Source organism: Actinomycetospora corticicola (assembly GCF_013409505.1).
Classification (GTDB): Bacteria; Actinomycetota; Actinomycetes; order Mycobacteriales; family Pseudonocardiaceae; genus Actinomycetospora; species Actinomycetospora corticicola.
On record NZ_JACCBN010000001.1, the window covers coordinates 5,773,045 to 5,795,505 of the forward strand.

Consider the following 22,461-nt stretch of genomic DNA (forward strand, 5'->3'; position numbering starts at 1 on the left):
GCATCGCGCTCCGTGCTCCGGCTCGAGAACGTCTCGAAGATCTATCCGACGTCCGCGCGGCCGGCGCTCGACGACGTCTCAGTGGACGTCGACCAGGGCGAGTTCGTCTTCCTCATCGGTCCCTCGGGCTCCGGCAAGTCCACGCTGCTGCGTCTGCTGCTGCGCGAGGAGACGCCCACCCGGGGCAGCGTCTACGTCGCCAACTGGAACGTCGCCCGGCTGCCGAACCGCAAGGTGCCCAAGCTGCGGCAGCGGATGGGCTGCGTGTTCCAGGACTTCCGGCTGCTGCCGACCCGCAGCGTCGCCGACAACGTGGCCTTCGCCCTCGAGGTGACCGGCAAGTCCGAGCACACCATCCGCACCGTGGTGCCGGAGATGCTCGAGCTGGTCAACCTGACGGGCAAGGCCGACCGGATGCCCGCCGAGCTCTCGGGCGGCGAGGCGCAGCGGGTCGCGATCGCGCGGGCGCTGGCGAACCGGCCCCTCGTGCTGCTGGCCGACGAGCCGACCGGCAACCTCGACCCCGAGACCAGCGACGACATCATGCTGCTGCTCGACCGGATCAACCGGGCGGGCACCACGATCGTCATGGCCACCCACGACCGGCAGATCGTCGACGCGATGCGCCGCCGGGTGGTGGAGCTGCACCTGGGCCGGCTGGCCCGTGACGACGCCCGCGGGGTGTACGGGGCGCGCCGGTGAACGGGCTGGGCTTCGTCTGGCGCGAGGCGGTCGCCGGGCTGCGACGCAACGTCACGATGAGCGTCGCGATGATGCTGACCACGGCGATCTCGCTCGGGATGCTCGGCGCCGGGCTGCTCGCGGTGCGCACCATCGACCGCACCCAGGACCTCTACTACTCCCAGCTCGCCGTCCAGGTCGCGCTGGACGAGCCCACCAGCGCCGGCGACCCGGACTGCGGCAGCCCGGTCTGCTCCGGGCTCCGGGAGCAGCTGCAGGCCGACCCGCTCGTCGCGGGCGTCACCTACGAGTCCCGCGATGCGGCCTACCAGCGTTTCCTGCGCATCTACGCGGGCCAGTCGATCCTGCAGCTCGTGCGCCCGCAGTCGCTCCCGGCGACGCTGCGGGTCACGCTCAAGGACCCGACCCGCGGCGACGCCCTCGTCGCCGAGTACGCGCAGCGGCCCGGCGTCCGGAACGTCGTCGACCAGCGCCGCCTCGTCGAGGACCTCTTCACCTTCCTCGGCAGCGTGCGCAACGCGGCCTTCGGGCTCGCGTCCGTGCAGGCGCTCGCGGCCCTCCTGCTGATCTCCAACACCATCCAGGTCTCGGCGTTCACCCGGCGGACCGAGGTGGGGATCATGCGGCTGGTCGGCGCCACCCGCTGGTACACGCAGGTGCCGTTCCTCATCGAGGCGGTGATCACCGGCGTGGTCGGTGCGGTCCTCGCGACCGGCGGCCTCGTGCTCGGCAAGCTCTTCTTCATCGACCGGCTGCTCTCCGGGCGCCTGATCTCCAACGCGATCCCGGCCGTCGGAATGAGCGACGTCCTCCTGTTCGTTGCACCCCTGCTGATCGTGATCGGAGCGGTCATCGCCGCAGCCACCGGGTATGTCACCCTGCGGCTGTACGTACGGAGCTAGCAGCAGTCAGGACAGGAGGGCCCTCGTGGCCAAGACGGCCGTCCCCACGGACTCGGGCCGCGCCAAGGAGAAGGCTCAGAAGAAGGCCAGCTCCAACCGGCCCGAGGAGCGACGCAAGGTCGTCGCCACCAACCGCAAGGCCCGCTACGACTACTCGATCATCGACGTGTACGAGGCCGGGATCGCCCTGCAGGGCACCGAGGTGAAGAGCCTGCGCGCCGGCCGGGTGTCGCTCGCGGACGCCTTCGCCACTGTCACCGACGGCGAGGTGTGGCTGCGTGGCCTGCACATCCAGGAGTACGACTTCGGGTCCTGGACCAACCACGAGCCGCGGCGGCACCGGAAGCTCCTGCTGCACCGCGCCGAGATCGAGCGGCTGATCGGCAAGACCCGCGAGGGCGGCATGACCCTCGTACCGCTGTCGGTCTACTTCTCCGGCGGCCTGTGCAAGATCGAGCTCGCCCTGGTCAAGGGCAAGGCGTCGCACGACAAGCGCCAGGCGATGGCCGAGCGGGACGCCAAGCGCGAGGCGGAGCGCGTCGTCGGGCGTCGGATCAAGGGGTGGTGAGCCCGCTCGAGACCCCGTTGGGGTCCGACGACGAGGTCGCACCCTGGGTGCGCTCCCTCGGGCTCGGTCCCGACGGCGGGTCGGGGCTGGTGGACGTGCACGTCCACTTCCTGCCCGACCGGATGCTGCAGAAGGTCTGGGCGTACTTCGACGACGCCGTCTCCCACTACGGGTACGACTGGCCGATCCACTACCGGCTGCCCGAGGACGAGCGCCTGGCCCGGCTCCGGTCGCTGGGCGTCGAGGCGTTCGCCCCGCTGGTCTACCCGCACAAGCCCGACATGGCCGCGTGGCTGACGGGGTGGGCGCTCGACTGGGCGGCGCAGGTCCCGGAGGCCGTGCCGACCGCGACGCTGTTCCCCGAGGAGTCGGTGACGACCTACCTGGGCGACGCGCTCGAGCGCGGGGTGCGGCTCGTGAAGGCCCACGTCCAGGTCGGCGGCTACGACCCGCGGGACCCGCTGCTCGACCCGGCGTGGGGGTTGTTGGCCGAGGCCGGCGTGCCGGTGATCGCGCACTGCGGCCACGGTCCGATCCCGGGCCGCCACACCGGGCTCGACGTCATCGGCGAGGTCATGGACCGCCACCCGCGCCTGCCGCTGGTCCTGGCCCACGCCGGGCTGCCCGACTACGAGGCGGCGCTGGGCCTCCTCGCGCGGCACCCGGCCGTCCGCCTCGACACGACGATGGTGGGGACGCCGTTCACCGAGGCGTTCGCACCGCTGCCGTCCGACTGGGCGGCGCGCCTGGCCGATCTCGCGGGCGCCGGCCGGGTCGTGCTCGGCACCGACTTCCCGAACATCCCGTACGCCTACTGGCGGCAGCTCGAGGCGATCCGGACCTGGGCCGCCGCCGACGACCGGCTCGGGGAGCCGTTCCTGCGCAGCGTGCTGTACGACGCACCCGCCGCACTCGTCGGGCACGGATGATCCGTCGGCGCGGGGGCGTTATGATGGGCAGTCCCGCCGGTCGACACTGTGAGTGCCGGTGGGAGAAGGGGGTGACTGGTTTCGACTCCGAGCGGTTGATCAGGGGAAGCGTGCCGAGGAAGGCGACGATGATCTCGATAACCACCCGTCGCAAAGAAATAAGCGCCGAGAACAGTACTCAGCGCGAGTTCCAGCTCGCTGCCTAAGTAGCGAGGTTGGACTCTGTCGGCCCGGGTTCGTTCCCGACCCGGTCGCCGGCATCAGCTAGGGGACTCCACCTCCGGGCCCGGTCACGGGACCCGGTGGGACACCAAACAGTGACTGGGGTCGTCACACCGGTGTGTCTGCGCATCCGGTGGACCCGAGCAGAGACGCAGCAGACTGCGCACGGAGAAGTCCTGACAGGTGTTCGGAGGACCCGGGTTCGATTCCCGGCACCTCCACCCCCACGACGAGGGCCGGAGAGCGGATCGCTCTCCGGCCTTCGTCATGAGACGAGCGACATGTCCGGTCCTGACGCGGCCGCCACCGAGATCCTCGTCGCCCCGCTCCGTCGGCGAACGGTGTCGACCGCCACCCACCCGGGGAGATACGGTCACCCGGCCGAGTGAGCTGGTTGACACCAGTGCTGCACGCCGTGAGGCAGGGGGAGCGTCGTGACCGCCGACGAATCGGTCCAGGAGACCGGATCGACCCGGGACGGTGACGACGGCCCGGAGCCCGACACGGAGGGTGTGCAGCTCGACACCGGCCGTGCGGAGGAGACGGACCCCGACACCGAGGTGCTCGTCGGGGGAGCCGCGGACGCCGCCGTGCGGGGGGTCGACGAGGTCCTCGGCCGCGAGGTCCGGCTGGTCACCCTGCCGCCCGCGACCGGTGACGCGCTGTCCGACCGCATCGAGCAGGTCCGCCACCTCGCGCGCCTGCACCACCCGCACCTGCTCGAGGTCTACGACGTCGACGGTCTCGCGCCGGACACCGAGAGCACCCTCGTGCTGGAGAGCGTGGCCGGCGAGCCGCTGCCGCTCGTGCTGCGCGACGGCCCCGTGCCCGCGGCCGATCTCGCCCGCATGGGCGCCCAGCTCGCCTCCGCGCTCGCCCACGCACACGCCCACCACGTCGAGCACGGCGCGATCGGCCCGGCCAGCATCCTGGTCAACCGCGCGGGCGCCGAGGCGTGGCTCGTCGGGCTGACCGCCTCCCTGTCGGGCCCGCTCCCGGTGCTCGACGCGGCGGACGGCGCGGACGGCGCCGCCGCCCGCCGGGCCGCCGACGTCCGCGCCCTGGCCCGCACACTCGCCGAGGTCGCCGGCCACACCGGGGACCCCGACGCCGAGGGCCTGGTCGCGCTGCTGCGTGCCGCGGACACCGACCTGCCCCCGTCGGCCGCGGCCCTGTCCGAGCGGCTGATCCGCCTCGGCCGCGACGACACTCCCGACACCGACGACGCGGTCGCCGCCCGGCTCGTGCCCGTGGTGGCCTCGTGGGCGGAGAGCCCGGTGGCGGCCGGGGACACCGGCCCGACGGCGGGTGCCGCGGTCGCCGTCGGCCCCGCGGTGCACGCCCACGGCGCGGGCGGGACGCCGGTCGTCGTGATCCCCGGACAGCGGGCCCGGCGGGCCGGGGTGCTCGCTGCGGCCACCGCGACGCTCGCGCTCGCGTCGGGTCTGGTCATCTGGGCCGGCGAGTCGCAGGTGGTGCGCTCCATCCCGCAGGCCGAGGTGGGCACGAGTGCCGCCGCGCCCGTGGGGCTGCCCGTCCTCCCGGCCCTCGTCCCGGCGCTGCCCGCGTCCGCGGACGACTCGAGCGGGTCCGCGGACACCTCCGACGGCGACACCGGGGGCACGTGGACGCGGACCGCCGAGTCCTCGTCCGCGACGCCGTCACCCGAGCGCGCGCCCGAGGTGCCGCCCACGGGCGGGACCACCCCGCCCGCCCCGACCACGGACTCGACGCAACCGACCGGGCCGACGGGTCCGACGGGTCCGCCCGGGGGCACGACGCCGCCCGGGGACACGACCCCGCCCGGGGGCACGACCCCGCCGTCGACCACCGCGCCGCCGCCGACCACGACGGTGCCCGGCACGACCATGCCGGGCACCCCGACGACGGTCCCGCCCACCACGACGGTGCCCGGGAGCACCCCGCCGCCGGCGACCACGACCGTGCCGGGGACCACCGGAGCGCCCGTGGACCCGAGCGCGCCCGCGGCGCCGACGACCACGACCACCACCCCGGTGCCGGTGCCCGGCCAGGCCGGGGCGATGCTCGCCTTCGGCCTCCACTAGGCCGCACCCGCCGTCGGGAAGGTCCCGGCGTAGCGTCCGACGTCGTCGGGCGAGGGGCGGGACCCCCCGCCGGAGAGGACGTCGATGTCCGTCGCCGCCGAGCGACGTGCCGCGCTGCCCTGGGAGGTCTGGGCGCTGCTGGCCGGCAGCTTCCTCGTCGCCTCCGGCTACGGGATCGTGGCGCCGGCGCTGCCGGTGTTCGCCCGCAGCTTCGGGGTCGGAGTGACCGCGGCCGCCGCCGTCGTCAGCGCCCTGCCCGTCCTGCGGCTGGTGTTCGCTCCGGTGTCCGGGCGGCTCGTGGCCCGGGTGGGTGAGCGCGCGATGTACCTCACCGGCCTGCTCGTGGTGGCCGCGTCGACGGGTGCGTGCGCCCTCGCCACCAGCTACACCCAGCTCCTGGTCTTCCGCGGGCTCGGCGGCATCGGGTCGACGATGTTCACCGTCTCGGCCTTCTCGCTGATCTTCCGGCTCGCCCCGGAGGGACGACGGGGGCAGCTCAGCGGGCTGTTCACCGGGTCCTTCCTCCTCGGTGGCATCAGCGGGCCGGTCCTGGGTGGCGGGCTCGTCGCGGTGGACATCCGCGCGCCGTTCCTCGTGTACGCGGCGGCACTGGTGCTGGCGACCGCCGTCGTCGGGACCCTGCTCGCGCGATCCACGGGACTGGGGCGGCGGCAGGACGACCCCTCGATCGCCCCGCTGACCCTGCTCGGCGCCCTGCGCTCCCCGGTCTACCGGGCGGCCCTGACCTCCGGGCTCGCCACCGGGTGGGCGGTCCAGGGCGTCCGGGTGGCGCTCGTCCCGCTGTTCGTCGCAGTGGCCCTCGGGCGCGAGCCGCTCTGGGCCGGGGTCGCGTTGACCGTGTTCGCCGTGGGTGACGGCGCGATGCTCCTCGCCACGAGCGGGTTGTCCGACCGGCGGGGTCGCCGTCCCGTGGTCGTCGCGGGGCTCGCGATGGTCGCCGTGGGCACGGCCTGTCTCGGCGTGCTGCCCGAGCTGTGGGTGCTGCTCGTCGCCTCACTCGTCGCCGGCGCCGGGGCGGGCCTGCTGCAGCCCGCGCAGGGCGCGGCGGTCGCCGACCTGGTCGGGTCGGGCCGCTCCGGCGGTCCCGCGCTGTCCGGCTTCCAGATGGCCACCGACGTCGGCGCGATCGTCGGGCCGATCGCGGCCGGCGCGCTCGCCGAGGGCCTCGGCTTCGGGGCCGCCTTCGCGGTCTCGGGCGCCGTCGCCGCCGTCGCCCTGGTGGTGTGGCTGCTGACGTCCACGGGTTCGCCCGGGGAGGAGCAGGGCACCCGCCGCGCATGAGCATCGGGCCGAAGAGCGTGCCGGACGGCGTCCCGGAGATCTACGGCGACGCCGTCGACGCGGCCCTCGACGGCGTCCCCGCGGACGCGCCGCTGTGGTGCTTCGGGGACCAGCTCGGGCCCGCCGTGTACGGGCTGGCCCAGCACGCGGAGCGCGAGGTCGTGCTCGTCGAGTCGTCGGCGGTGCTCCGCCGGCGCCGCTACCACCGGCAGAAGCTGCACCTGCTGCTGTCGGGGATGCGCCACCTCGACGACCACCTCGGTGACCGCTCGACCTACCACCGGACCACGACCTACCGCGAGGCGCTGGCGAAGGTCGACCGACCCGTCGTCGTGCACGAGCCGACGTCCTACGCGGCGGCCGAGTTCGTGGACGCGCTGCACGCCGAGGGTCTCGTCGCGGCCGTGCTGCCCACCACGACGTTCGCGCGCCCCAAGGCGGAGTTCGCGGCGTGGGCGGGGGAGGGGGCGGACGCGAAGGGCCGCTCCGGGAAGACCTCGTTCACGATGGAGAACTTCTACCGGAACCAGCGGCGGCGCTTCGACGTGCTCATGGAGGGCCCGGACGCGCCGGTGGGCGGGAAGTGGAACCTCGACCACGAGAACCGGGAGGGACCGCCGAAGGGCACCACGCTCGGCGTGAAGGAGCCCTGGTGGCCCACCGAGGACGAGATCGACGAGCGCGTGCGCCACGACCTCGACGAGATGGACCTGCCGACGGTCGGGCAGGACGGGCCGCGCCTCTTCGCGGTCACCCCCGACGAGGCTCGGCGTGCCCTGAAGCGGTTCGTCGACCACCGTCTGGACCCCTTCGGTCCCTACGAGGACGCGGTCATGGCCGGGGACTGGACCATGGCGCACTCGCTGCTCTCGGTCCCGCTGAACCTCGGCGTGCTCCACCCGCTCGACGCCGTGCACACGGCCGAGGAGGCCTACCAGGGCGGGCACGCCCGGCTGAACTCCGTCGAGGGCTTCGTCCGGCAGATCCTCGGGTGGCGCGAGTACATCTGGCACCTGTTCTGGCACTTCGGGAAGGGCTACCACCGCAGCAACGAACTGCAGGCCCGCGCGGCGCTGCCCGACTGGTGGGCCGACCTCGACGGCGACGCGGTCACCGCGGCGTGCCTCGGGCACACGCTGAACGAGGTGCGCGACCGCGGCTGGACCCACCACATCCCCCGGCTGATGATCCTCGGCAACTTCGCGTTGCAGCGGGGGTACCGGCCGAGCGAGCTGTCGGAGTGGTTCACCACGTCCTTCGTCGACGGCTTCGCCTGGGTGATGCCGCCCAACGTCGTCGGGATGAGCCAGCACGCCGACGGCGGCCGGCTCGCGACGAAGCCGTACGCCTCCGGCGGGGCGTACCTCAACAAGATGACCGACCACTGCGGCGGCTGCGCCTTCGACCCGAAGGTGCGCGTGGGGGAGAAGGCCTGCCCGTTCACCGCCGGCTACTGGCAGTTCGTGCACCGCCACCAGGACCTGTTGCGGGCGAACCAGCGCACCGCGCGGTCGGTCGCGACGATGGACCGGCTCAAGGACCTGGACGCACTGCTCGAGCAGGAGAAGGGCCGTACGGACTTCTGATCCGCGCTGGCTACGGTTGACCCATGGCCAAGCAGAGTGCACGGGGTCGGGGCAGTGCCCCCACGGTCGGCCGGTCCCGCACGCCCACGATCATCGCGGTCGTCACCCTCCTCGTGCTGGTCGGGGTGATCGCGGTGGCGGTCATCTCGGCGCAGTCGAACAAGAACGCGTCGCTCCCGGTCAACCAGCCGGTGACGCCGGTGGACGCGACCTACCGGACGACGGTGCAGAACGGGGTGATCGTCGCCGGCAGCGGGAGCACCGTCCTCGACGTCTACGAGGACGCGCTCTGTCCCGCCTGCAAGCAGTTCGAGTCCGTCTACGGGCAGAAGATCACCGACGGCCTGAACGCCGGGCGGCTCACGGTCCGTTACCACATGGTCAACCTGCTCGAGCAGAGCTCGAACCCGCCCGGCTACTCCACGCTCGGGGGCAACGCGCTGATCTGCGCCGCCGAGAACGGCGGGTTCCCCACGCTGCACAAGACGCTCTACGACCGGCAGCCCGAGGAGGGCGGCGCGGGCTACACCGTCGACGACCTGGTGACCCTCGGGACGGCGTCCGGCGTCGGTCCGGGCTACGAGGCCTGCGTGCGGAACGGGACCTACAGCGGCGCCGTCGCGCAGAACTACCAGCAGGCGTCGTCCGACCCGAAGCTGCAGCAGACCTCCGGGGGCAGCACCGGCTTCGGCACCCCGACCATCGCGATCGGCGGTGAGCGGGTGGACATCAACTCGCCGCAGTTCACCGCGGCCATCGGCTGATCACGCCACCCCCCTGACAGCGGACGGCCACCCGCCGTGTAGCGTTCCGTCGCGTTGGGGCTGTGGCGCAGCTGGTAGCGCATCACACTGGCAGTGTGAGGGTCAGGGGTTCGAGTCCCCTCAGCTCCACCCGCGGACACGAAGGCCCGTCGACCACCCGGTCGGCGGGCCTTCGTCGTGTCGGTCGAGGTGGTCGTGGCCACCCCGCCCACCTGTCGTACGACAGGGTGTCGGAGATACTGTCTCCCGCTGAGCCACCGGGCTCCCCGGCGGTTACGATCGCCGGGTCGAGGACGGCACAACCACACGTGCTGTCGATCAGGAGGCAGTTGCCGTGGGTAGGAGGCAGACGTGACGGCCGTCGCACCCAAGCCGATCGCGACCACGCCGTACCCGGCGCGGGAGACCAAGCGCGGTTCGTTCATCGGCCGGATGCTCAAGACGACGGATCCCAAGGACATCGGGATCCTCTACATGATCACGTCCTTCGCGTTCTTCCTCATCGGCGGGCTGATGGCCCTGCTGATGCGGGCCGAGCTCGCGCAGCCGGGTCTGCAGATCCTGTCGGTCGAGCAGTACAACCAGCTGTTCACCATGCACGGCACGATCATGCTGCTGCTGTACGCGACGCCGATCCTCTTCGGCTTTGCGAACTACATCGTGCCGCTCCAGATCGGCGCGCCGGACGTGGCGTTCCCGCGGCTGAACTCGTTCTCGTACTGGCTGTTCCTCTTCGGCGGCACGATGGTCGTCTCCGGGTTCTTCACCCCGGGCGGCGCCGCCAGCTTCGGCTGGTTCGCGTACTCGCCGCTGTCGGACTCGCTGTACACCCCGGGCTACGGCGCCGACCTCTGGATCGTCGGCCTGGCCGTCTCCGGTCTCGGCACCATCCTCGGTGGCGTCAACTTCGTGACGACGATCGTCTGCATGCGCGCCCCGGGCATGACCATGTTCCGGATGCCGATCTTCACCTGGAACATCCTGGTGACGGTCGTGCTCGTGCTGCTGGCCTTCCCGATCCTGACGGCGGCCCTGTTCGGCCTGCTGGCGGACCGGCACCTCGGCGCCCACATCTTCGACCCGGCCAACGGCGGGGTCATCCTGTGGCAGCACCTCTTCTGGTTCTTCGGACACCCCGAGGTCTACATCGTCGCGCTGCCCTTCTTCGGCATCGTCTCGGAGATCTTCCCGGTCTTCAGCCGCAAGCCGATCTTCGGCTACAAGACGCTGATCTACGCGACGCTCTCCATCGCGGCCCTCTCGGTCGCCGTGTGGGCGCACCACATGTACGCCACCGGCGCCGTGCTGCTGCCCTTCTTCTCCTTCACCACGTTCCTGATCGCCGTGCCGACCGGCATCAAGTTCTTCAACTGGATCGGCACGATGTGGAAGGGGCAGCTCACCTTCGAGACGCCGATGCTGTTCTCGATCGGCTTCCTGGTGACGTTCCTCTTCGGTGGCCTCACGGGTGTGCTGCTCGCGTCGCCGCCGCTGGACTTCCACGTCTCGGACTCGTACTTCGTGGTGGCGCACTTCCACTACGTGCTGTTCGGCACGATCGTGTTCGCCACCTACGCCGGCATCTACTTCTGGTTCCCGAAGATGACCGGCCGGATGATGAACGAGCGGCTCGGCAAGTTCCACTTCTGGGCCACGTTCATCGGCTTCCACACGACGTTCCTCGTGCAGCACTGGCTGGGCAACGAGGGCATGCCGCGGCGCTACGCGGACTACCTGCCCTCGGACGGCTTCACCACGCTGAACACGATCTCGACGATCGGTGCGTTCATCCTCGGTGCCTCGACGCTGCCGTTCATCTGGAACGTCTTCGCGAGCTACCGCTACGGGCGCCCCGTCGACGTGGACGACCCGTGGGGCCACGGCAACTCGCTCGAGTGGGCCACCTCGTGCCCGCCGCCGCGGCACAACTTCACGGAGCTGCCCCGGATCCGGTCCGAGCGCCCGGCGTTCGAGCTGCACTACCCGCACCTCACCGAGCGCATCCGACTCGAGGCGCACATCGGTGGCGGCCACTCCAGCATCGGTGAGGCCGTGACGGGCAAGGTCGGTCAGGAGAACCTCCCCGGCAGCGACCCCCGGAACAAGTGAGCCGTCCGTCGAGGGACGGGCACGTCGACGGCACCGCCGGGGTGGACCTCGTGTCCGCCCCGGCGGTGCCGCGTACGACGTTGTTGGTCACGGTCACCGGGCCGGACTTCCCCGGGGTGTCGGCGACCCTGTTCACCGTGCTCGCCGAGCACGGCGCCGAGATGCTCGACGTCCAGCAGGCGACGATCCACGGGCACCTCACGCTGTCGGTGCTGGTCGGCGTCACCGGGGACCCGCAGCGGCTGGCCGCCAGCCTGGACCTCGCCATCCCCGCCCTCGGGCTCGCCGTCACGGTGGAGACCGGCGGCGACGCGTCGTCGGTGCACCCCTACTCCACGCACGTGGTGTCGGTGCTCGGGCGACCCATCGCCGCGGCGGACTTCGCCGAGGTGGCCCGGACGCTCGCCTCCCTGCGGGTGAACATCGACCGGGTCCGGCGGGTCGCCGACTACCCGGTGACCGGGCTGGAGCTGAGGATCTCGGTCCCCGGGATCGCACCGCCGACCGACACGGCCCTACGCCAGGCCCTCGTGGGGGCCTCACAGCGGGCCGGGGTCGACGTCGCGGTCCAGCGCGTCGGGATCGCCCAGCGTGCGAAGCGCCTCATCGTCTTCGACGTCGACTCCACCCTGGTCCAGGGCGAGGTCATCGAGATGCTCGCCGCCCACGCCGGGCGGGAGGCCGAGGTCCGGGCCGTCACCGAGGCGGCGATGCGCGGTGAGATCGAGTTCGCCGAGTCGCTGCACCGACGCGTCGCCACCCTCGCCGGCCTGCCGGCGTCCTGCCTCGACGACGTCGCCGCGCAGATCCGGCTGACGCCGGGGGCCCGCACCACCATCCGCACCCTCAAGCGGCTCGGCTACCGCTGCGGGGTGGTGTCCGGCGGGTTCACGCACGTCATCGAGTACCTGGTGGCGGACCTCGGGCTGGACTACGCCGCGGCCAACGAGCTGGAGGTCGTCGACGGCCACCTGACCGGCCGGGTCGTCGGCGAGGTGGTCGACCGGGCCGGGAAGGCGCGGTCGCTGCTGGACTTCGCCGCCCGCTTCGAGGTGCCGATCGAGCAGACGGTGGCGGTCGGGGACGGCGCGAACGACCTCGACATGCTCGCCGCCGCCGGGCTCGGGATCGCGTTCAACGCCAAGCCGGTCGTCGCGGCCGCCGCGGACACGGCGTTGTCGTACCCCTTCCTCGACGCTGTGCTGTTCGTCCTCGGGGTGACCCGCGACGAGATCGAGGTCGCGGACGCGGCCGAGGGGCTCCTGCGTCGTGTCCCCCTGTGAGGTGAGTTCCGGTGGCGGGGACGCGCTGACGGCGCTGACCGCGCTGGAGCCGTTGGCGGCGCGGGTGTGTCCCTGGGCGACGGACCGGCCGGCGCCGGAGCTCGACGAGGATCCCGACGGCCCCGTGCGGGCCATGCCGGTGATCCTGCGCCTCGAGAAGCAGGACCCCCCGACGCCGACGGCCCTCCTGGAGGCCGCGGCGGCGGCCGCCCTCGCGCTGTGCCTGGACGAGCGCTCCGCCCGGGGCGGCGAGTGGTTCGACGAGGTGGCGGCCTGGTGCGGCGCCGGACGCATCCGGAAGCTCGCCCGCCGGGCGCGGACGTCGCACTGGCGTGCCGTGCAGGAGGTGCCGGGCGTGACGGTCTCCGACCTGGTCCGGGCGCTGGTGCCCGGTCCGGTGGACGACGTGCCGCACGAGGTGCGGCGGCTCCAGATCGGCGGCACGGACCTTCCCGACGACGAGCCGGGTCCCGTCCCGGCCGGGGAACCGGTGATCTGGCTCAACCCGCGGGTCGAGCAGTCGACCGGGAAGGCGGGCGCCCAGGTCGGGCACGCGAGCATGATCCTCGCGACGGTCCTGGCGTGGACCGGCGGCGACCCGCACCGGGTGACCGCACCCGCCGTCCGGACGGCGTCGACCTCGGACTGGGACGTCTGGTGCGCGGCGCTGGAGGACCCGGAGGCCGCCTGGACGCGGTACGGCGTGGCCCCGGTACGCGACGCGGGATTCACCGAGGTGGCGCCGGGCACGGTCACCTGCATCGGGCAGGTGGCTGCGGGAGGCTGATCACCGTGGGTCCCACCGTGATCGTCGCCAGTACCCGGGTGCGCTCCGAGCGCATCGACGCGGAGAACCAGCCGTTGGTCGCCGCCCTCGCCGAGCGGGGCGCGGACGCCCGTGTCGAGCCCTGGGACGCCCCGGAGGACGTCGCGGGCTGGTCCGACGCGGACCTGGTCGTGGTGCGGACGACGTGGGACTACACCGCACGGCGCGACGACTTCCTGGCCTGGGCGCGGACGGTGGCCGCGCGGACGGCGCTGCAGAACCCGCTGGAGGTCCTGGAGTGGAACTCCCACAAGCGCTACCTGGTGGAGCTCTCGGCGGCCGGCGTCCCGGTGGTGCCCACCCGGCTGGTGCCCGCGGGCTCGACGCCGGAGCCGCTGGGCCCGTCGCGCGTGGTGGTCAAGCCGGCGGTGTCGGCGGGCGGGCGGGAGACGTTCCTGGGGACCGGGCCGGAGCTGGACGGGACCCTCGCCGGCCTGGCCGCCGTGGCCGACGCGCTGGTGCAGCCCGCGGTCGAGTCGATCGGCACCGAGGGCGAGGTCTCGCTGATCCGGCTCGGTGACCGGTGGTCGCACGCGGTGCGGAAGTACCCGGCGCAGGATGGGTTCCTCGTGCACGAGCGGCACGGCGGGCGGCTGGAGGACCACGAGCCGACCCCGCGGGAGCTGGCCGTCGCCGAGCGGGCCCTGGCGCACGCGCCCGCCCCCGTGCACGCGGCGCGCGTGGACCTGGTGCGCATCGACGGGGAGCCCGTCGTCATGGAGCTCGAGCTCATCGAGCCGGAGCTCTTCCTGCGCCGCGCACCGGGGGCGGCCGGTCTGCTCGCCGACGCCCTGCTGGCCACGCGGTAGCTCAGTCGCCGCGCAGGCGCTCCAGGGCCCCGCGGACGACGGCGGGGTCGTTCGTCGTCCAGAACGGGGGCAGGGACCCGCGCAGGAACCCGCCGTACTGCTTCGTCGCGACCCGGGAGTCGAGGATCGCGACCACGCCGCGGTCGCCGGTGCCGCGCAGGAGGCGGCCGGCGCCCTGGGCGAGCAGCAGGGCGGCGTGCGTGGCGGACACGGTGAGGAAGCCGTTCCCGCCGCGGGCGTCGATCGCGCGTTGCCGGGCGGCGACCAGCGGGTCGTCCGGCCGGGGGAACGGGATGCGGTCGATCATCACGAGCTGCAGGGACTCGCCGGGGACGTCGACGCCCTGCCAGAGCGAGATCGTGCCGAACAGCACGCTGCCGGTCTCCGCCGCGAACTTCTGCACCAGCGTGTTGGTCGAGTCCTCGCCCTGGCAGAGGACGGTGCCGTCCCAGCGGCCGCGCAGGTCCTCGGTGGCCTGCTTCGCGGCCCGCATCGAGGAGAACAGGCCCAGGGCCCGGCCGCCGGCGGCGCGCACGAGGCCGTCGATCTCGTCGAGCACCGCGGGGGAGAGGCCGTCGCGGCCGGGCGGCGGGAGGTGCCGGGCGACGTAGAGGATGCCCGCCTTCGCGTGGGCGAACGGCGAGCCGACGTCGAGGCCGTGCCACACGAGGTTGGTGGCGGGGTCGTTGCCGTGGCCCGACCCGTCGTCGGGCGCGGCCTCGACCTTCGCCCCCTGCACCGGCAGGCCCCACTGCCGGGCGAGGGCGTCGAAGGAGCCGCCGAGGACGAGCGTGGCGCTCGTGAGCACCACGGTGGTCTGCCCGAACAGCCGGTGGGCGAGCAGCCCGGCGACCGAGAGCGGTGCCACGTGGAGGGCCCGCACGGTGCTCGAGCCGAGCTCGCGCTCCGAGAGCCACACGACGTCGGGCCGGGTCGCCGGGTCCTCGCGGTCGAACGCCGTGAGCAGGCGGCCCGCGACGTCGTGGACCTCCTCGACCATGGCCGAGGCGAAACGACGGTTGGCGGCGTCGGTGTCGTTCTCCTTCGGCCCCTTCTCCCGCTCCGGTCCGAGCGCCTGCTTGCACGCCCACGCCGCGTTGCGGATCGCCGACAGCATCCGGCCGACCGGCTCGGGCAGGTGCTCCCACCGGCCGACCGGGGTGTCCAGCAGGACCGCGTCGAGGCCCTCGCCGGCGTCCACGAGCTGGTCGGCGAGCGCCTGGTCGACGAGCTTCGCGCAGCGGCGGGCGGCGGCGGTGGCGCTCGAGCCGGTGAGCTCGCCGGTGGCCACCGAGGTCACGCGGTCGACCAGGTTGTGCGCCTCGTCGACCACCACGACGTCGTGCTCCGGCAGCACCGCGCGGCCCTCGATGGCGTCGATCGCGAGCAGGGCGTGGTTGGTGACGACGACGTCGGCGGCACCCGCCTTGTGCCGGGCGAGCTCGGAGAAGCAGTCCTCGGCGACGGGGCAGCGGGACGCGCCGAGGCACTCCCGCGCGGTGACGCTGACCTGGCGCCAGGCGCGGTCGGGCACGCCGGGCACGAGCTCGTCCCGGTCGCCCGTCCTCGTCTGCTCCGCCCACTCGTGCAGCCTCGTGACCTGGCGGCCCAGCGCCGAGACCTGGAACGGGTCGAAGAGCTGCTCGTCGCCCGGGTCCTCCGCCTGCGCCCCGCTCTCGATCTTGTGCCGGCAGAGGTAGTTCCCGCGGCCCTTGAGGATCGCGAACGTCGGCTTCCGACCCAGGACGGGCTCGAGGGCCTTCGTCAGCCGGGGCAGGTCACGGTCGACCAGCTGTGCCTGGAGGGCGATCGTCGCGGTGGACACGATCACCGCCTGGTCGGCCTCCAGCGCGTGCCGGATCGAGGGGACCAGGTAGGCCAGCGACTTCCCGGTACCGGTCCCGGCCTGCACCGCGAGGTGCTCCCCGGTGCGCAGGGCCCGCTCGACGGCGGCCGCCATCTCCTGCTGGCCCGCGCGTTCGGTGCCGCCCAGCGCCTCGACCGCGGCGGCGAGCAGGTCCGCCACGGGAGCCGTGCCGGTGACCGAGTCCGTCAGCTGCGCCATGCCCGCACCCCCTTCGCGGGCTCAGACTACGGACGGGGCCGATCGGTTCCCGGCACCGCCACGATTGAGCCGGACGGACCAGTCACCCGCGGAGCGGCGCGGACACGTCGTGGAGGTGGCGCAGCACCTGGCGGTACGAGTCCAGCGGTGCGGTGCGGGTGTAGGGCAGGCCGTGCTCGAGGCAGAACGCCTCGACCAGGACGCGGGCCCGCGGCAGGTTCGGCCGGGGCATGCGGGGGAAGAGGTGGTGCGTGACCTGGTGCTCCAGGCCCCCGAGCAGGTAGCCGAGGACACGGCCGCCGCGGAGGTCGCGGGAGGTGAGCACCTGCTTGTGCAGGTGGTCGAGCCGCGTCCCGGGGGCGAGCACCGGCATCCCCTTGTGGTTCGGGGCGAACGCCAGGCCCATCGACAGCCCCCACACCCCCTGGTGCACGACCACGAAGACGACGGCCTGCCACGGGGTGAGGACCAGGAGCACGGCGGCGGCGTAGCCGAGCACGTGCACCGCGAGCAGCACCATCTCCAGCGTCGGACGGGGCACCTCGCGGCGCCAGGCGGCCTGCCACGCGATGAGGTGCAGGCTCCACCCCTCGAGCAGCAGGAGCGGCAGGAACAGGACGGCCTGGTGGGCGACGGCCCAGCGCGCGAAGCCACGGCGTCCGGCGGCCTGCTCGACGCTGAACGCGAGGACCGGGATGTCGATGTCGGGGTCCGCGTCGGCGTGGTTCGGCGAGGCGTGGTGCGCGTTGTGCTTCTCCACCCAGTTGCCGAAGCTCATGCCCACGAGGCAGCCGTGGAGGTGGCCGACCAGGTCGTTGGCCCGGCGCCCCGCGAAGATCTGCCGGTGTCCCGCGTCGTGGCCGACGAACGCGAACTGGGTCGTCACGAGGCCGAGGACCGCGGCGGTGACGATCTGCCACCAGGACGGGCCGATCAGGACGAACGCCGCGACGGTGGCCGCCAGCAGCAGGACGTTCGAGGCGAACACCGTCGTGTAGACCCCGGGGCGGCGCCGCAACAGGTCGGCCGCCTTGATGCGGGCCGTGAGCTCGGTGAACGACGGTTCCGTGCGTGCCGGACTGCCCTGGACGGTCATGGTTCCTCGTTCCGGTGCCGTGCGGTCGGGGCCGGCACGGTCGTTCCTGGTCGTCGAGGAGGCCGTCGACCTCTCACGCGGGACCCGACGAGGTTGCGTACCTCCACGGTGCCCCGTCGAGGCCCGTCGCGCGCGGCGAGACGGAGATCACCACGGGAGCGTGCCCGGGCGTACCATGTCCGTATCGGGGTCCTCCCGCCCGGCGCTCCCGTCGGCGGTCCTCGACGAACTGCCAGACCGGCCGCCGGGCGGCCTGGACGGGGCGCCGACGATGTCGGGACCAGCACGGATCACGTCACTGCTCCCGGTGGTGGGTGTCCGGTGACGGCGCGCCCACGCTTCAACTCCGACGATCTCCGGCTCGAGGAGTCGCAGGCCGAACAGGCGGTGGCGTCCGAGGCCGCCCGGGTGCGCGCCGTCCGGGTGGTGGCGGCCCGCAGCGACGGCGTCGAGGACTGCCGGGAGCTGCTCGGCATGCTCGGCCTGCACACGGCGGCCGGACTGCCCGGGCCCGCGACCGAGGGGTACGTGGGCCCCGGACCCGGCTGACCACCGGTCGGGCGTCGACCCGCCGTCGGGACAACCTAGGACGCGCGGGCGAGCACGACGCCCGCCTCGCGCATGCTGCGGCAGGCGGCCTCCGTCGTCGCCGGGGCGACGCCGGCCGTCAGGTCGAGCAGCACCGTCGTCGAGAAGCCCGCGGCGGCGGCGTCGACCGCGGTCGCCCGGACGCAGTGGTCGGTGGCGATGCCGACGACGTCGACCAGGTCCACGCCGCGGTTGCGCAGCCAGTCCACGAGGCGTTCCCCGGCGGCCGAGGTGCCCTCGAAGGCGGAGTAGGCGGCCGTGTGGCGGCCCTTGGAGAAGACCTCGTCCAGGTGCGACACGTCGAGGTCGGGGTGGAACGCCGCGCCGGCCTCACCGACCCGGCAGTGCGGCGGCCAGCTGTCGACGAAGTCCGGGCTCGGGGAGAAGTGCGCGCCGGGGTCCTCGTGGTAGTCGCGGCTGGCCACGACGTGGTCGTACCGGGCACGGTGGGCGCCGACGAAGGTCGAGATCGCCCCGGCCGTCGCGGCGCCGCCCGCGACGCCCATCGAGCCGCCCTCGCAGAAGTCGATCTGGACGTCGACCACGATCAGCGCACGCGCCATGGCATCACCCTATCGGGGCAGGCCGGACGGCGTCGCCGGTCGCGTTGCCGTGCCCGCCGGGCCGTGCTCTGCTCGCGCCGTGCCTCTCTCCGTCAGCGCCTGGCTGAACACCACCTGGTCGACCGCGGACGTCGTCGCCGTCGCGCAGGAGGCGGAGGCCGCCGGCTACGACGGCCTCTGGATCGCGGACCACTTCATGGGCAACACCGGGACCGAGGAGCGGTCCGACGTCGCGCTCCGGGACTGCTTCTCGGTGCTCGCGGGGCTCGCCACCGCCGTGCCCCGCCTGCGGCTCGGCAGCCTCGTCGCGGGCATCACCTACCGGCACCCCGCGGTCCTCGCGAACATCGCCGCGACGACGTCGGACCTGTCCGGCGGCCGCCTCGTGCTCGGCGTCGGGGCGGGATGGCAGCTCAACGAGCACGCCGCCTACGGCATCCCGCTGGGCCCGGTGCGCGAGCGGATCGACCGCTTCGAGGAGAGCCTCGCCGTGCTCCACGGCCTCCTGCGGACGCCCCGGACCACTGTCTCGGGTCGGCACTACACCGTGACGGACGCTCCGCAGGTGCCGGCCGCGGGCCGCATCCCGCTGCTCATCGGCGCCTCGGGTGAGCAGCGGATGCTGGGTGTGGTCGCGCGCTGGGCCGACGAGTGGAACACCTGGTCCACCCCGGAGGTGTTCGCGCACAAGTCGGCCGTGCTGGACGAGCACTGCGAGCGGATCGGCCGCGACCCGGCGGAGGTCCGGCGGTCCACCCAGGCGATCTTCGCGATCGACGCGCGGCCCGAGGACGTCCGGGCGCCGATGGTCGTCGCCGGGTCGGTGGCACGGATCGTCGACACCATCGGGCGGTGGCGCGAGGCCGGGCTGGACGAGCTGATCGTCCCGACCATCCGGGGCGACGTCGCCGAGGGGCGCGAGCTGCTCGGCCGGTTCGCCACGGAGATCCGCCCGCAGCTGGACGCGTAGACGCGTCCTGAGGGGGTCAGGGGACGAACGTCGTCGGGATCGCCGGTTCGCCGCGGGAGAGCTTGAGGCCCTCCCACGGGATCGCGACGAGGTTGGCGCGGAGGCGCTCGCGGGACTCGGCGAGCGACGGCAGCCCGGCGACGACCTCGCCGGACTTGACCAGGTCGATCGGCACCACGCGGTCGTGCTCGCCGAGGCCCACGGGGTGGTCGAGGCGGTGGACGACCTCCTCCACCGCGGTGCCGGTGGGGCGGTGGCGGCGGACCGCCGACTTGGCGCCGCCCCGCGACTCCTTCGACGACGAGCGCTTCGCCACCGGCCGGCCGTCCACCTCGACGAGCTTGTAGACCATGCCGGCGGTGGGCGCCCCGGACCCGGTGACCACCGACGTCCCGACGCCGTACGCGTCGACCGGTTCCGCGCGCAGGCCCGCGATCGCGTGCTCGTCGAGGTCCCCGGAGAGCACGACGCGGGTGTTCGTGGCGCCGAGCGAGTCCAGCTGGTGGCGCGCCCGCTGCGCCATCACGCCGAGGTCGCCGGAGTCGATGCGCACGGCGCCGAGCTCGGGCCCCGCCACGCGGACCGCCGTCTCGATGCCCTCGGTGATGTCGTAGGTGTCGACGAGCAGCGTCGTCCCCACCCCGAGGGCGGCGACCTGGGCGCGGAACGCCTCCTCCTCGGTGTCGTGCAGGAGCGTGAAGGCGTGGGCCGAGGTGCCCGTCGTCGGGACGCCGTACCGGGCCGAGGCCTCGAGGTTGGACGTGGCGTCGAAGCCCGCGAGATAGGCGGAGCGGGCGGCCGCCACCGCGGCCTGCTCGTGGGTACGGCGCGAGCCCATCTCGATGAGGCGGCGGCCGGCCGCCGCCGTCGTCATGCGGGCGGCGGCCGAGGCGATGGCGCAGTCGTGGTTGAGGATCGAGAGCACGAGCGTCTCGAAGAGCACGCACTCGGCGAACGTGCCGGACACCGAGAGGACCGGTGAGCCCGGGAAGTACAGCTCGCCCTCCGGGTAGCCGACGACGTCGCCGGCGAAGCGGAAGTCGGCGAGGTGGGCGAGCACGCGCTCGGAGAGTGCGCCGGTCGCCCTCAGCGCCGCGAGCTCGTCGTCGCCGTAGGAGAAGTGCGCGAGCGACTCGAGCACGCGGGCGGTGCCGGCGACCACGCCGTACCGGCGCCCGTGCGGCAGCGAGCGCGCGAACACCTCGAAGGTGGCGCGGCGATCGGCGGTGCCGTCGGCCAGGGCCGCGTCGAGCATCGTGAGCTCGTACTGGTCGGTCAGGAGCGCGGTGCCGCCCGTCATCCGCTCAGCCTAGATGCAGCACCGGTCGGCCGACTGAGACGATGGGGACATGCGCGTGAGGGTCTCGGCGCCGGTGGAGCCGGCGCCCACGGTCGAGGAGCTGCCCGACGAGCTCGTCGGCGCCGACACCCCGTGGCAGACGATCGTGTGGAACGACCCGGTCAACCTGATGTCCTACGTGACCTACGTCTTCCAGAAGATCTTCGGGTACGACAAGCAGAAGGCCACCGCACTGATGATGGACGTCCACCAGAAGGGCCGGGCGACCGTCTCGTCGGGCAGCCGGGAGAAGGTCGAGGGCGACGTCGCGAAGCTCCACGCGGCGGGCCTCTGGGCGACGATGCAGCGGTCGTCGTAGGCGTGCGCGCCTGGAGACGCCACGGGCGGGGCGACCGCGCCCGGTACGTCGCGGTGCTCGACCCCGCGGAGGCCTCGGTGCTGCGCGGGCTCGTCGGGCAGGTCGACGACATGCTCTCCGGCCGCGCCGACGCCGTCCCGCAGGACGAGCTCGCGGCCCTCACCGGCATCCGGACCGGACCGTCGACGGCCCCGGACGACCCGGTGCTCGCGCGGCTGCTGCCCGACTTCCACCGTCCCGACGCCGAGGGTGGCGTGGGGGCGGACGGGGCGGCGCTCTCGGCGGCGATGCGCTCGGTGAACGAGCCGGAGCTCATCGCCGCCAAGCGCGAGGCCATCGCCGCGGTGCTCGCGTCCTGCCCCGCCGGCGGCGGCCGCGTGGAGCTGACGGTCCCGCAGGCCGAGGCGTGGCTGACGGCGGTCAACGACGTCCGGCTGGCGCTCGGGACCGCGCTCGAGGTCAGCGAGGACATGCCCGACCAGCTGCCGCCCGACGATCCCCGCACCGATCACCTGCCCGTCTACCACTGGTTGACCTGGCTGCAGGACTCGTTGCTCACGGTGCTGCTGCCGTAGCCGCCCCGTAGGGTGGGGGCGTGCTCGTCATCCGCCGCGATCTCGTCGAGGAGCTGGTCGCGCACGCCCGCGCCGACCACCCGCGCGAGGCGTGCGGGCAGCTGCTGGGCCCGGAGGAGAGCGACCGGCCCGAGCGCTACGTGCCGATGACGAACGCCGACGACCCCGACGCGCAGGGCAGCGACTACCGCTTCGACTCGCGTGAGCAGTTCGCGGTGTACAAGGACGCGACCGCCCGCGACGAGGAGACCGTGGTCGTCTTCCACTCGCACACCCGGGTGCCGCGCCGCCCGCTGACCGACTCCGGGCTGCCCGAGGCCTACCCCTCGGTCAAGGACATCGAGTACATGGGCCTGCAGCCCGGCGTCCACTTCGTGATCGTGGCCATCACCGGGCCGGAGTCGACGTACGACCTGCGCTCGTTCCTGCTGGACGACGCGGGCGAGGTCGTCGAGGACGAGGTCCAGGTCGTGGAGAACTACATGTTCTCCCACACCGGCGCGGGTGACGTGCCGGACCGTTCCTGACGTCCCGGAACAACCCCGCGTCGTGCGACGCTGTCCGTGGTAATCGATCCCGTCCCGCTGGAGGAAAGCCGTGTCCGCCACCGTCTCGATCCCGACGATCCTGCGCACCCACACCGGTGGGGAGAAGCAGGTGAAGGCCGACGGATCGACGCTGCAGGAGGTCATCGCGAACCTCGATGCCAACCACCCGGGCATCAAGGACCGCCTGGTGACCGACGGCGCGCTGCACCGCTTCGTGAACGTCTACGTGAACGACGAGGACGTCCGCTTCGCCGGTGGCCTCGACGCCCAGGTGCCCGAGGGCGGCACCGTCACGATCCTGCCCGCCGTGGCCGGCGGACGCTGAGCCCC

Annotated in this window: 22 protein-coding genes, 1 tRNA gene and 1 other RNA gene; 20 read left to right on the forward strand and 4 right to left on the reverse strand. The window is 73.2% G+C overall.

Features of this window, described 5'->3' with window-relative positions; translation table 11 throughout:
- Nucleotides 1-12 precede the first annotated feature (12 nt).
- From ftsE to BJ983_RS28145, 14 genes are all read left to right on the forward strand, one after another.
- Entirely contained in the window at nucleotides 13-702 is a 690-nt protein-coding gene (gene ftsE / locus BJ983_RS28080; protein ID WP_179796830.1) for a cell division ATP-binding protein FtsE, read from the forward strand.
- A complete protein-coding gene (gene ftsX / locus BJ983_RS28085; protein WP_343054391.1) occupies nucleotides 699-1,604 on the forward strand; it encodes a permease-like cell division protein FtsX in 906 nt (301 codons plus the stop codon). The genes ftsE and ftsX overlap by 4 nt, the downstream gene beginning before the upstream one ends.
- 25 nt (nucleotides 1,605-1,629) lie before the next feature.
- The gene (gene smpB / locus BJ983_RS28090; RefSeq protein WP_179796831.1) at nucleotides 1,630-2,172 is read left to right on the forward strand and encodes an SsrA-binding protein SmpB; all 543 of its coding nucleotides are present in this window, start codon (nucleotides 1,630-1,632) and stop codon (nucleotides 2,170-2,172) included.
- Nucleotides 2,169-3,101 (forward strand): amidohydrolase family protein, encoded by a 933-nt coding sequence (locus BJ983_RS28095; protein ID WP_179796832.1) that lies wholly within the window; start codon nucleotides 2,169-2,171, stop codon nucleotides 3,099-3,101. The genes smpB and BJ983_RS28095 overlap by 4 nt, the downstream gene beginning before the upstream one ends.
- A gap of 67 nt (nucleotides 3,102-3,168) precedes the next feature.
- Nucleotides 3,169-3,547: a transfer-messenger RNA gene (gene ssrA / locus BJ983_RS28100) on the forward strand.
- Between the two features lie 210 nt (nucleotides 3,548-3,757).
- Complete coding sequence (locus BJ983_RS28105; RefSeq protein WP_179796833.1) at nucleotides 3,758-5,389, forward strand: protein kinase family protein; 1,632 nt, start codon at nucleotides 3,758-3,760, stop codon at nucleotides 5,387-5,389.
- An 84-nt stretch (nucleotides 5,390-5,473) separates the two neighbouring features.
- Nucleotides 5,474-6,691: an MFS transporter gene (locus tag BJ983_RS28110; RefSeq protein WP_179796834.1), complete on the forward strand. Its 1,218-nt coding sequence runs from the start codon at nucleotides 5,474-5,476 to the stop codon at nucleotides 6,689-6,691.
- Complete coding sequence (locus BJ983_RS28115; RefSeq protein ID WP_218890513.1) at nucleotides 6,688-8,277, forward strand: cryptochrome/photolyase family protein; 1,590 nt, start codon at nucleotides 6,688-6,690, stop codon at nucleotides 8,275-8,277. The genes BJ983_RS28110 and BJ983_RS28115 overlap by 4 nt, the downstream gene beginning before the upstream one ends.
- Before the next feature lie 23 nt (nucleotides 8,278-8,300).
- A complete protein-coding gene (locus BJ983_RS28120; RefSeq protein WP_179796835.1) occupies nucleotides 8,301-9,041 on the forward strand; it encodes a DsbA family protein in 741 nt (246 codons plus the stop codon).
- Between the two features lie 56 nt (nucleotides 9,042-9,097).
- A tRNA-Ala gene (locus BJ983_RS28125) sits at nucleotides 9,098-9,170 on the forward strand.
- 222 nt (nucleotides 9,171-9,392) lie between these two features.
- On the forward strand, nucleotides 9,393-11,150 hold the full coding sequence (gene ctaD / locus BJ983_RS28130) for an aa3-type cytochrome oxidase subunit I (protein WP_179796836.1): 1,758 nt from the start codon (nucleotides 9,393-9,395) through the stop codon (nucleotides 11,148-11,150).
- A gap of 65 nt (nucleotides 11,151-11,215) precedes the next feature.
- Nucleotides 11,216-12,433: a phosphoserine phosphatase SerB gene (gene serB / locus BJ983_RS28135; RefSeq protein WP_343054458.1), complete on the forward strand. Its 1,218-nt coding sequence runs from the start codon at nucleotides 11,216-11,218 to the stop codon at nucleotides 12,431-12,433.
- 34 nt (nucleotides 12,434-12,467) lie between these two features.
- Nucleotides 12,468-13,220, forward strand: coding sequence for a peptidyl-tRNA hydrolase (locus tag BJ983_RS28140; RefSeq protein WP_425484819.1), 753 nt, complete (start codon nucleotides 12,468-12,470; stop codon nucleotides 13,218-13,220).
- Nucleotides 13,221-13,225: 5 nt separating this feature from the next.
- Entirely contained in the window at nucleotides 13,226-14,068 is an 843-nt protein-coding gene (locus BJ983_RS28145; protein WP_179796837.1) for an ATP-grasp domain-containing protein, read from the forward strand.
- 1 nt (nucleotide 14,069) lies between these two features.
- Here the strand turns inward: BJ983_RS28145 and BJ983_RS28150 are convergent, their stop codons facing one another.
- On the reverse strand, nucleotides 14,070-16,133 hold the full coding sequence (locus tag BJ983_RS28150; RefSeq protein ID WP_281376305.1) for an ATP-dependent DNA helicase: 2,064 nt from the start codon (nucleotides 16,131-16,133) through the stop codon (nucleotides 14,070-14,072).
- Between the two features lie 82 nt (nucleotides 16,134-16,215).
- The gene (locus BJ983_RS28155) at nucleotides 16,216-17,229 is read right to left on the reverse strand and encodes a fatty acid desaturase family protein (protein WP_179796838.1); all 1,014 of its coding nucleotides are present in this window, start codon (nucleotides 17,227-17,229) and stop codon (nucleotides 16,216-16,218) included.
- 321 nt (nucleotides 17,230-17,550) lie between these two features.
- On the opposite strand from BJ983_RS28155, the gene BJ983_RS28160 reads away from it, so the two are divergent.
- Nucleotides 17,551-17,778: a hypothetical protein gene (locus tag BJ983_RS28160; protein ID WP_179796839.1), complete on the forward strand. Its 228-nt coding sequence runs from the start codon at nucleotides 17,551-17,553 to the stop codon at nucleotides 17,776-17,778.
- A gap of 35 nt (nucleotides 17,779-17,813) precedes the next feature.
- On the opposite strand, the gene BJ983_RS28165 is transcribed toward BJ983_RS28160, so the two are convergent.
- Nucleotides 17,814-18,380 (reverse strand): isochorismatase family protein, encoded by a 567-nt coding sequence (locus tag BJ983_RS28165; protein WP_179796840.1) that lies wholly within the window; start codon nucleotides 18,378-18,380, stop codon nucleotides 17,814-17,816.
- 79 nt (nucleotides 18,381-18,459) lie between these two features.
- Here BJ983_RS28165 and BJ983_RS28170 point away from each other — a divergent pair, with 79 nt between their 5' ends.
- Nucleotides 18,460-19,350, forward strand: a complete 891-nt coding sequence (locus tag BJ983_RS28170; RefSeq protein ID WP_179796841.1) for an LLM class flavin-dependent oxidoreductase — start codon at nucleotides 18,460-18,462, stop codon at nucleotides 19,348-19,350.
- A 16-nt stretch (nucleotides 19,351-19,366) separates the two neighbouring features.
- On the opposite strand, the gene BJ983_RS28175 is transcribed toward BJ983_RS28170, so the two are convergent.
- The gene (locus BJ983_RS28175; protein ID WP_179796842.1) at nucleotides 19,367-20,650 is read right to left on the reverse strand and encodes a nicotinate phosphoribosyltransferase; all 1,284 of its coding nucleotides are present in this window, start codon (nucleotides 20,648-20,650) and stop codon (nucleotides 19,367-19,369) included.
- Between the two features lie 49 nt (nucleotides 20,651-20,699).
- On the opposite strand from BJ983_RS28175, the gene clpS reads away from it, so the two are divergent.
- The 4 genes from clpS to BJ983_RS28195 all read left to right on the forward strand — a co-directional run bounded on the left by clpS (nucleotide 20,700) and on the right by BJ983_RS28195 (nucleotide 22,456).
- On the forward strand, nucleotides 20,700-21,008 hold the full coding sequence (gene clpS / locus BJ983_RS28180; RefSeq protein ID WP_179796843.1) for an ATP-dependent Clp protease adapter ClpS: 309 nt from the start codon (nucleotides 20,700-20,702) through the stop codon (nucleotides 21,006-21,008).
- A gap of 2 nt (nucleotides 21,009-21,010) precedes the next feature.
- Complete coding sequence (locus BJ983_RS28185) at nucleotides 21,011-21,583, forward strand: DUF2017 family protein (protein ID WP_179796844.1); 573 nt, start codon at nucleotides 21,011-21,013, stop codon at nucleotides 21,581-21,583.
- A gap of 20 nt (nucleotides 21,584-21,603) precedes the next feature.
- Nucleotides 21,604-22,110, forward strand: coding sequence for a Mov34/MPN/PAD-1 family protein (locus BJ983_RS28190; protein ID WP_179796845.1), 507 nt, complete (start codon nucleotides 21,604-21,606; stop codon nucleotides 22,108-22,110).
- Nucleotides 22,111-22,180: 70 nt separating this feature from the next.
- Complete coding sequence (locus tag BJ983_RS28195) at nucleotides 22,181-22,456, forward strand: MoaD/ThiS family protein (RefSeq protein ID WP_179796846.1); 276 nt, start codon at nucleotides 22,181-22,183, stop codon at nucleotides 22,454-22,456.
- Nucleotides 22,457-22,461: the final 5 nt, after the last annotated feature.

Coding starts and splice junctions, on each gene's coding strand:
- clpS (WP_179796843.1), top strand. CDS start 20,700: ATGCGCGTGAGGGTCTCGGCGCCGGTGGAGCCGGCGCCCACGGTCGAG.
- BJ983_RS28150 (WP_281376305.1), bottom strand. CDS start 16,133: ATGGCGCAGCTGACGGACTCGGTCACCGGCACGGCTCCCGTGGCGGAC.
- BJ983_RS28165 (WP_179796840.1), bottom strand. CDS start 18,380: ATGGCGCGTGCGCTGATCGTGGTCGACGTCCAGATCGACTTCTGCGAG.
- BJ983_RS28155 (WP_179796838.1), bottom strand. CDS start 17,229: ATGACCGTCCAGGGCAGTCCGGCACGCACGGAACCGTCGTTCACCGAG.
- BJ983_RS28120 (WP_179796835.1), top strand. CDS start 8,301: ATGGCCAAGCAGAGTGCACGGGGTCGGGGCAGTGCCCCCACGGTCGGC.
- BJ983_RS28175 (WP_179796842.1), bottom strand. CDS start 20,650: ATGACGGGCGGCACCGCGCTCCTGACCGACCAGTACGAGCTCACGATG.
- BJ983_RS28110 (WP_179796834.1), top strand. CDS start 5,474: ATGTCCGTCGCCGCCGAGCGACGTGCCGCGCTGCCCTGGGAGGTCTGG.
- BJ983_RS28115 (WP_218890513.1), top strand. CDS start 6,688: ATGAGCATCGGGCCGAAGAGCGTGCCGGACGGCGTCCCGGAGATCTAC.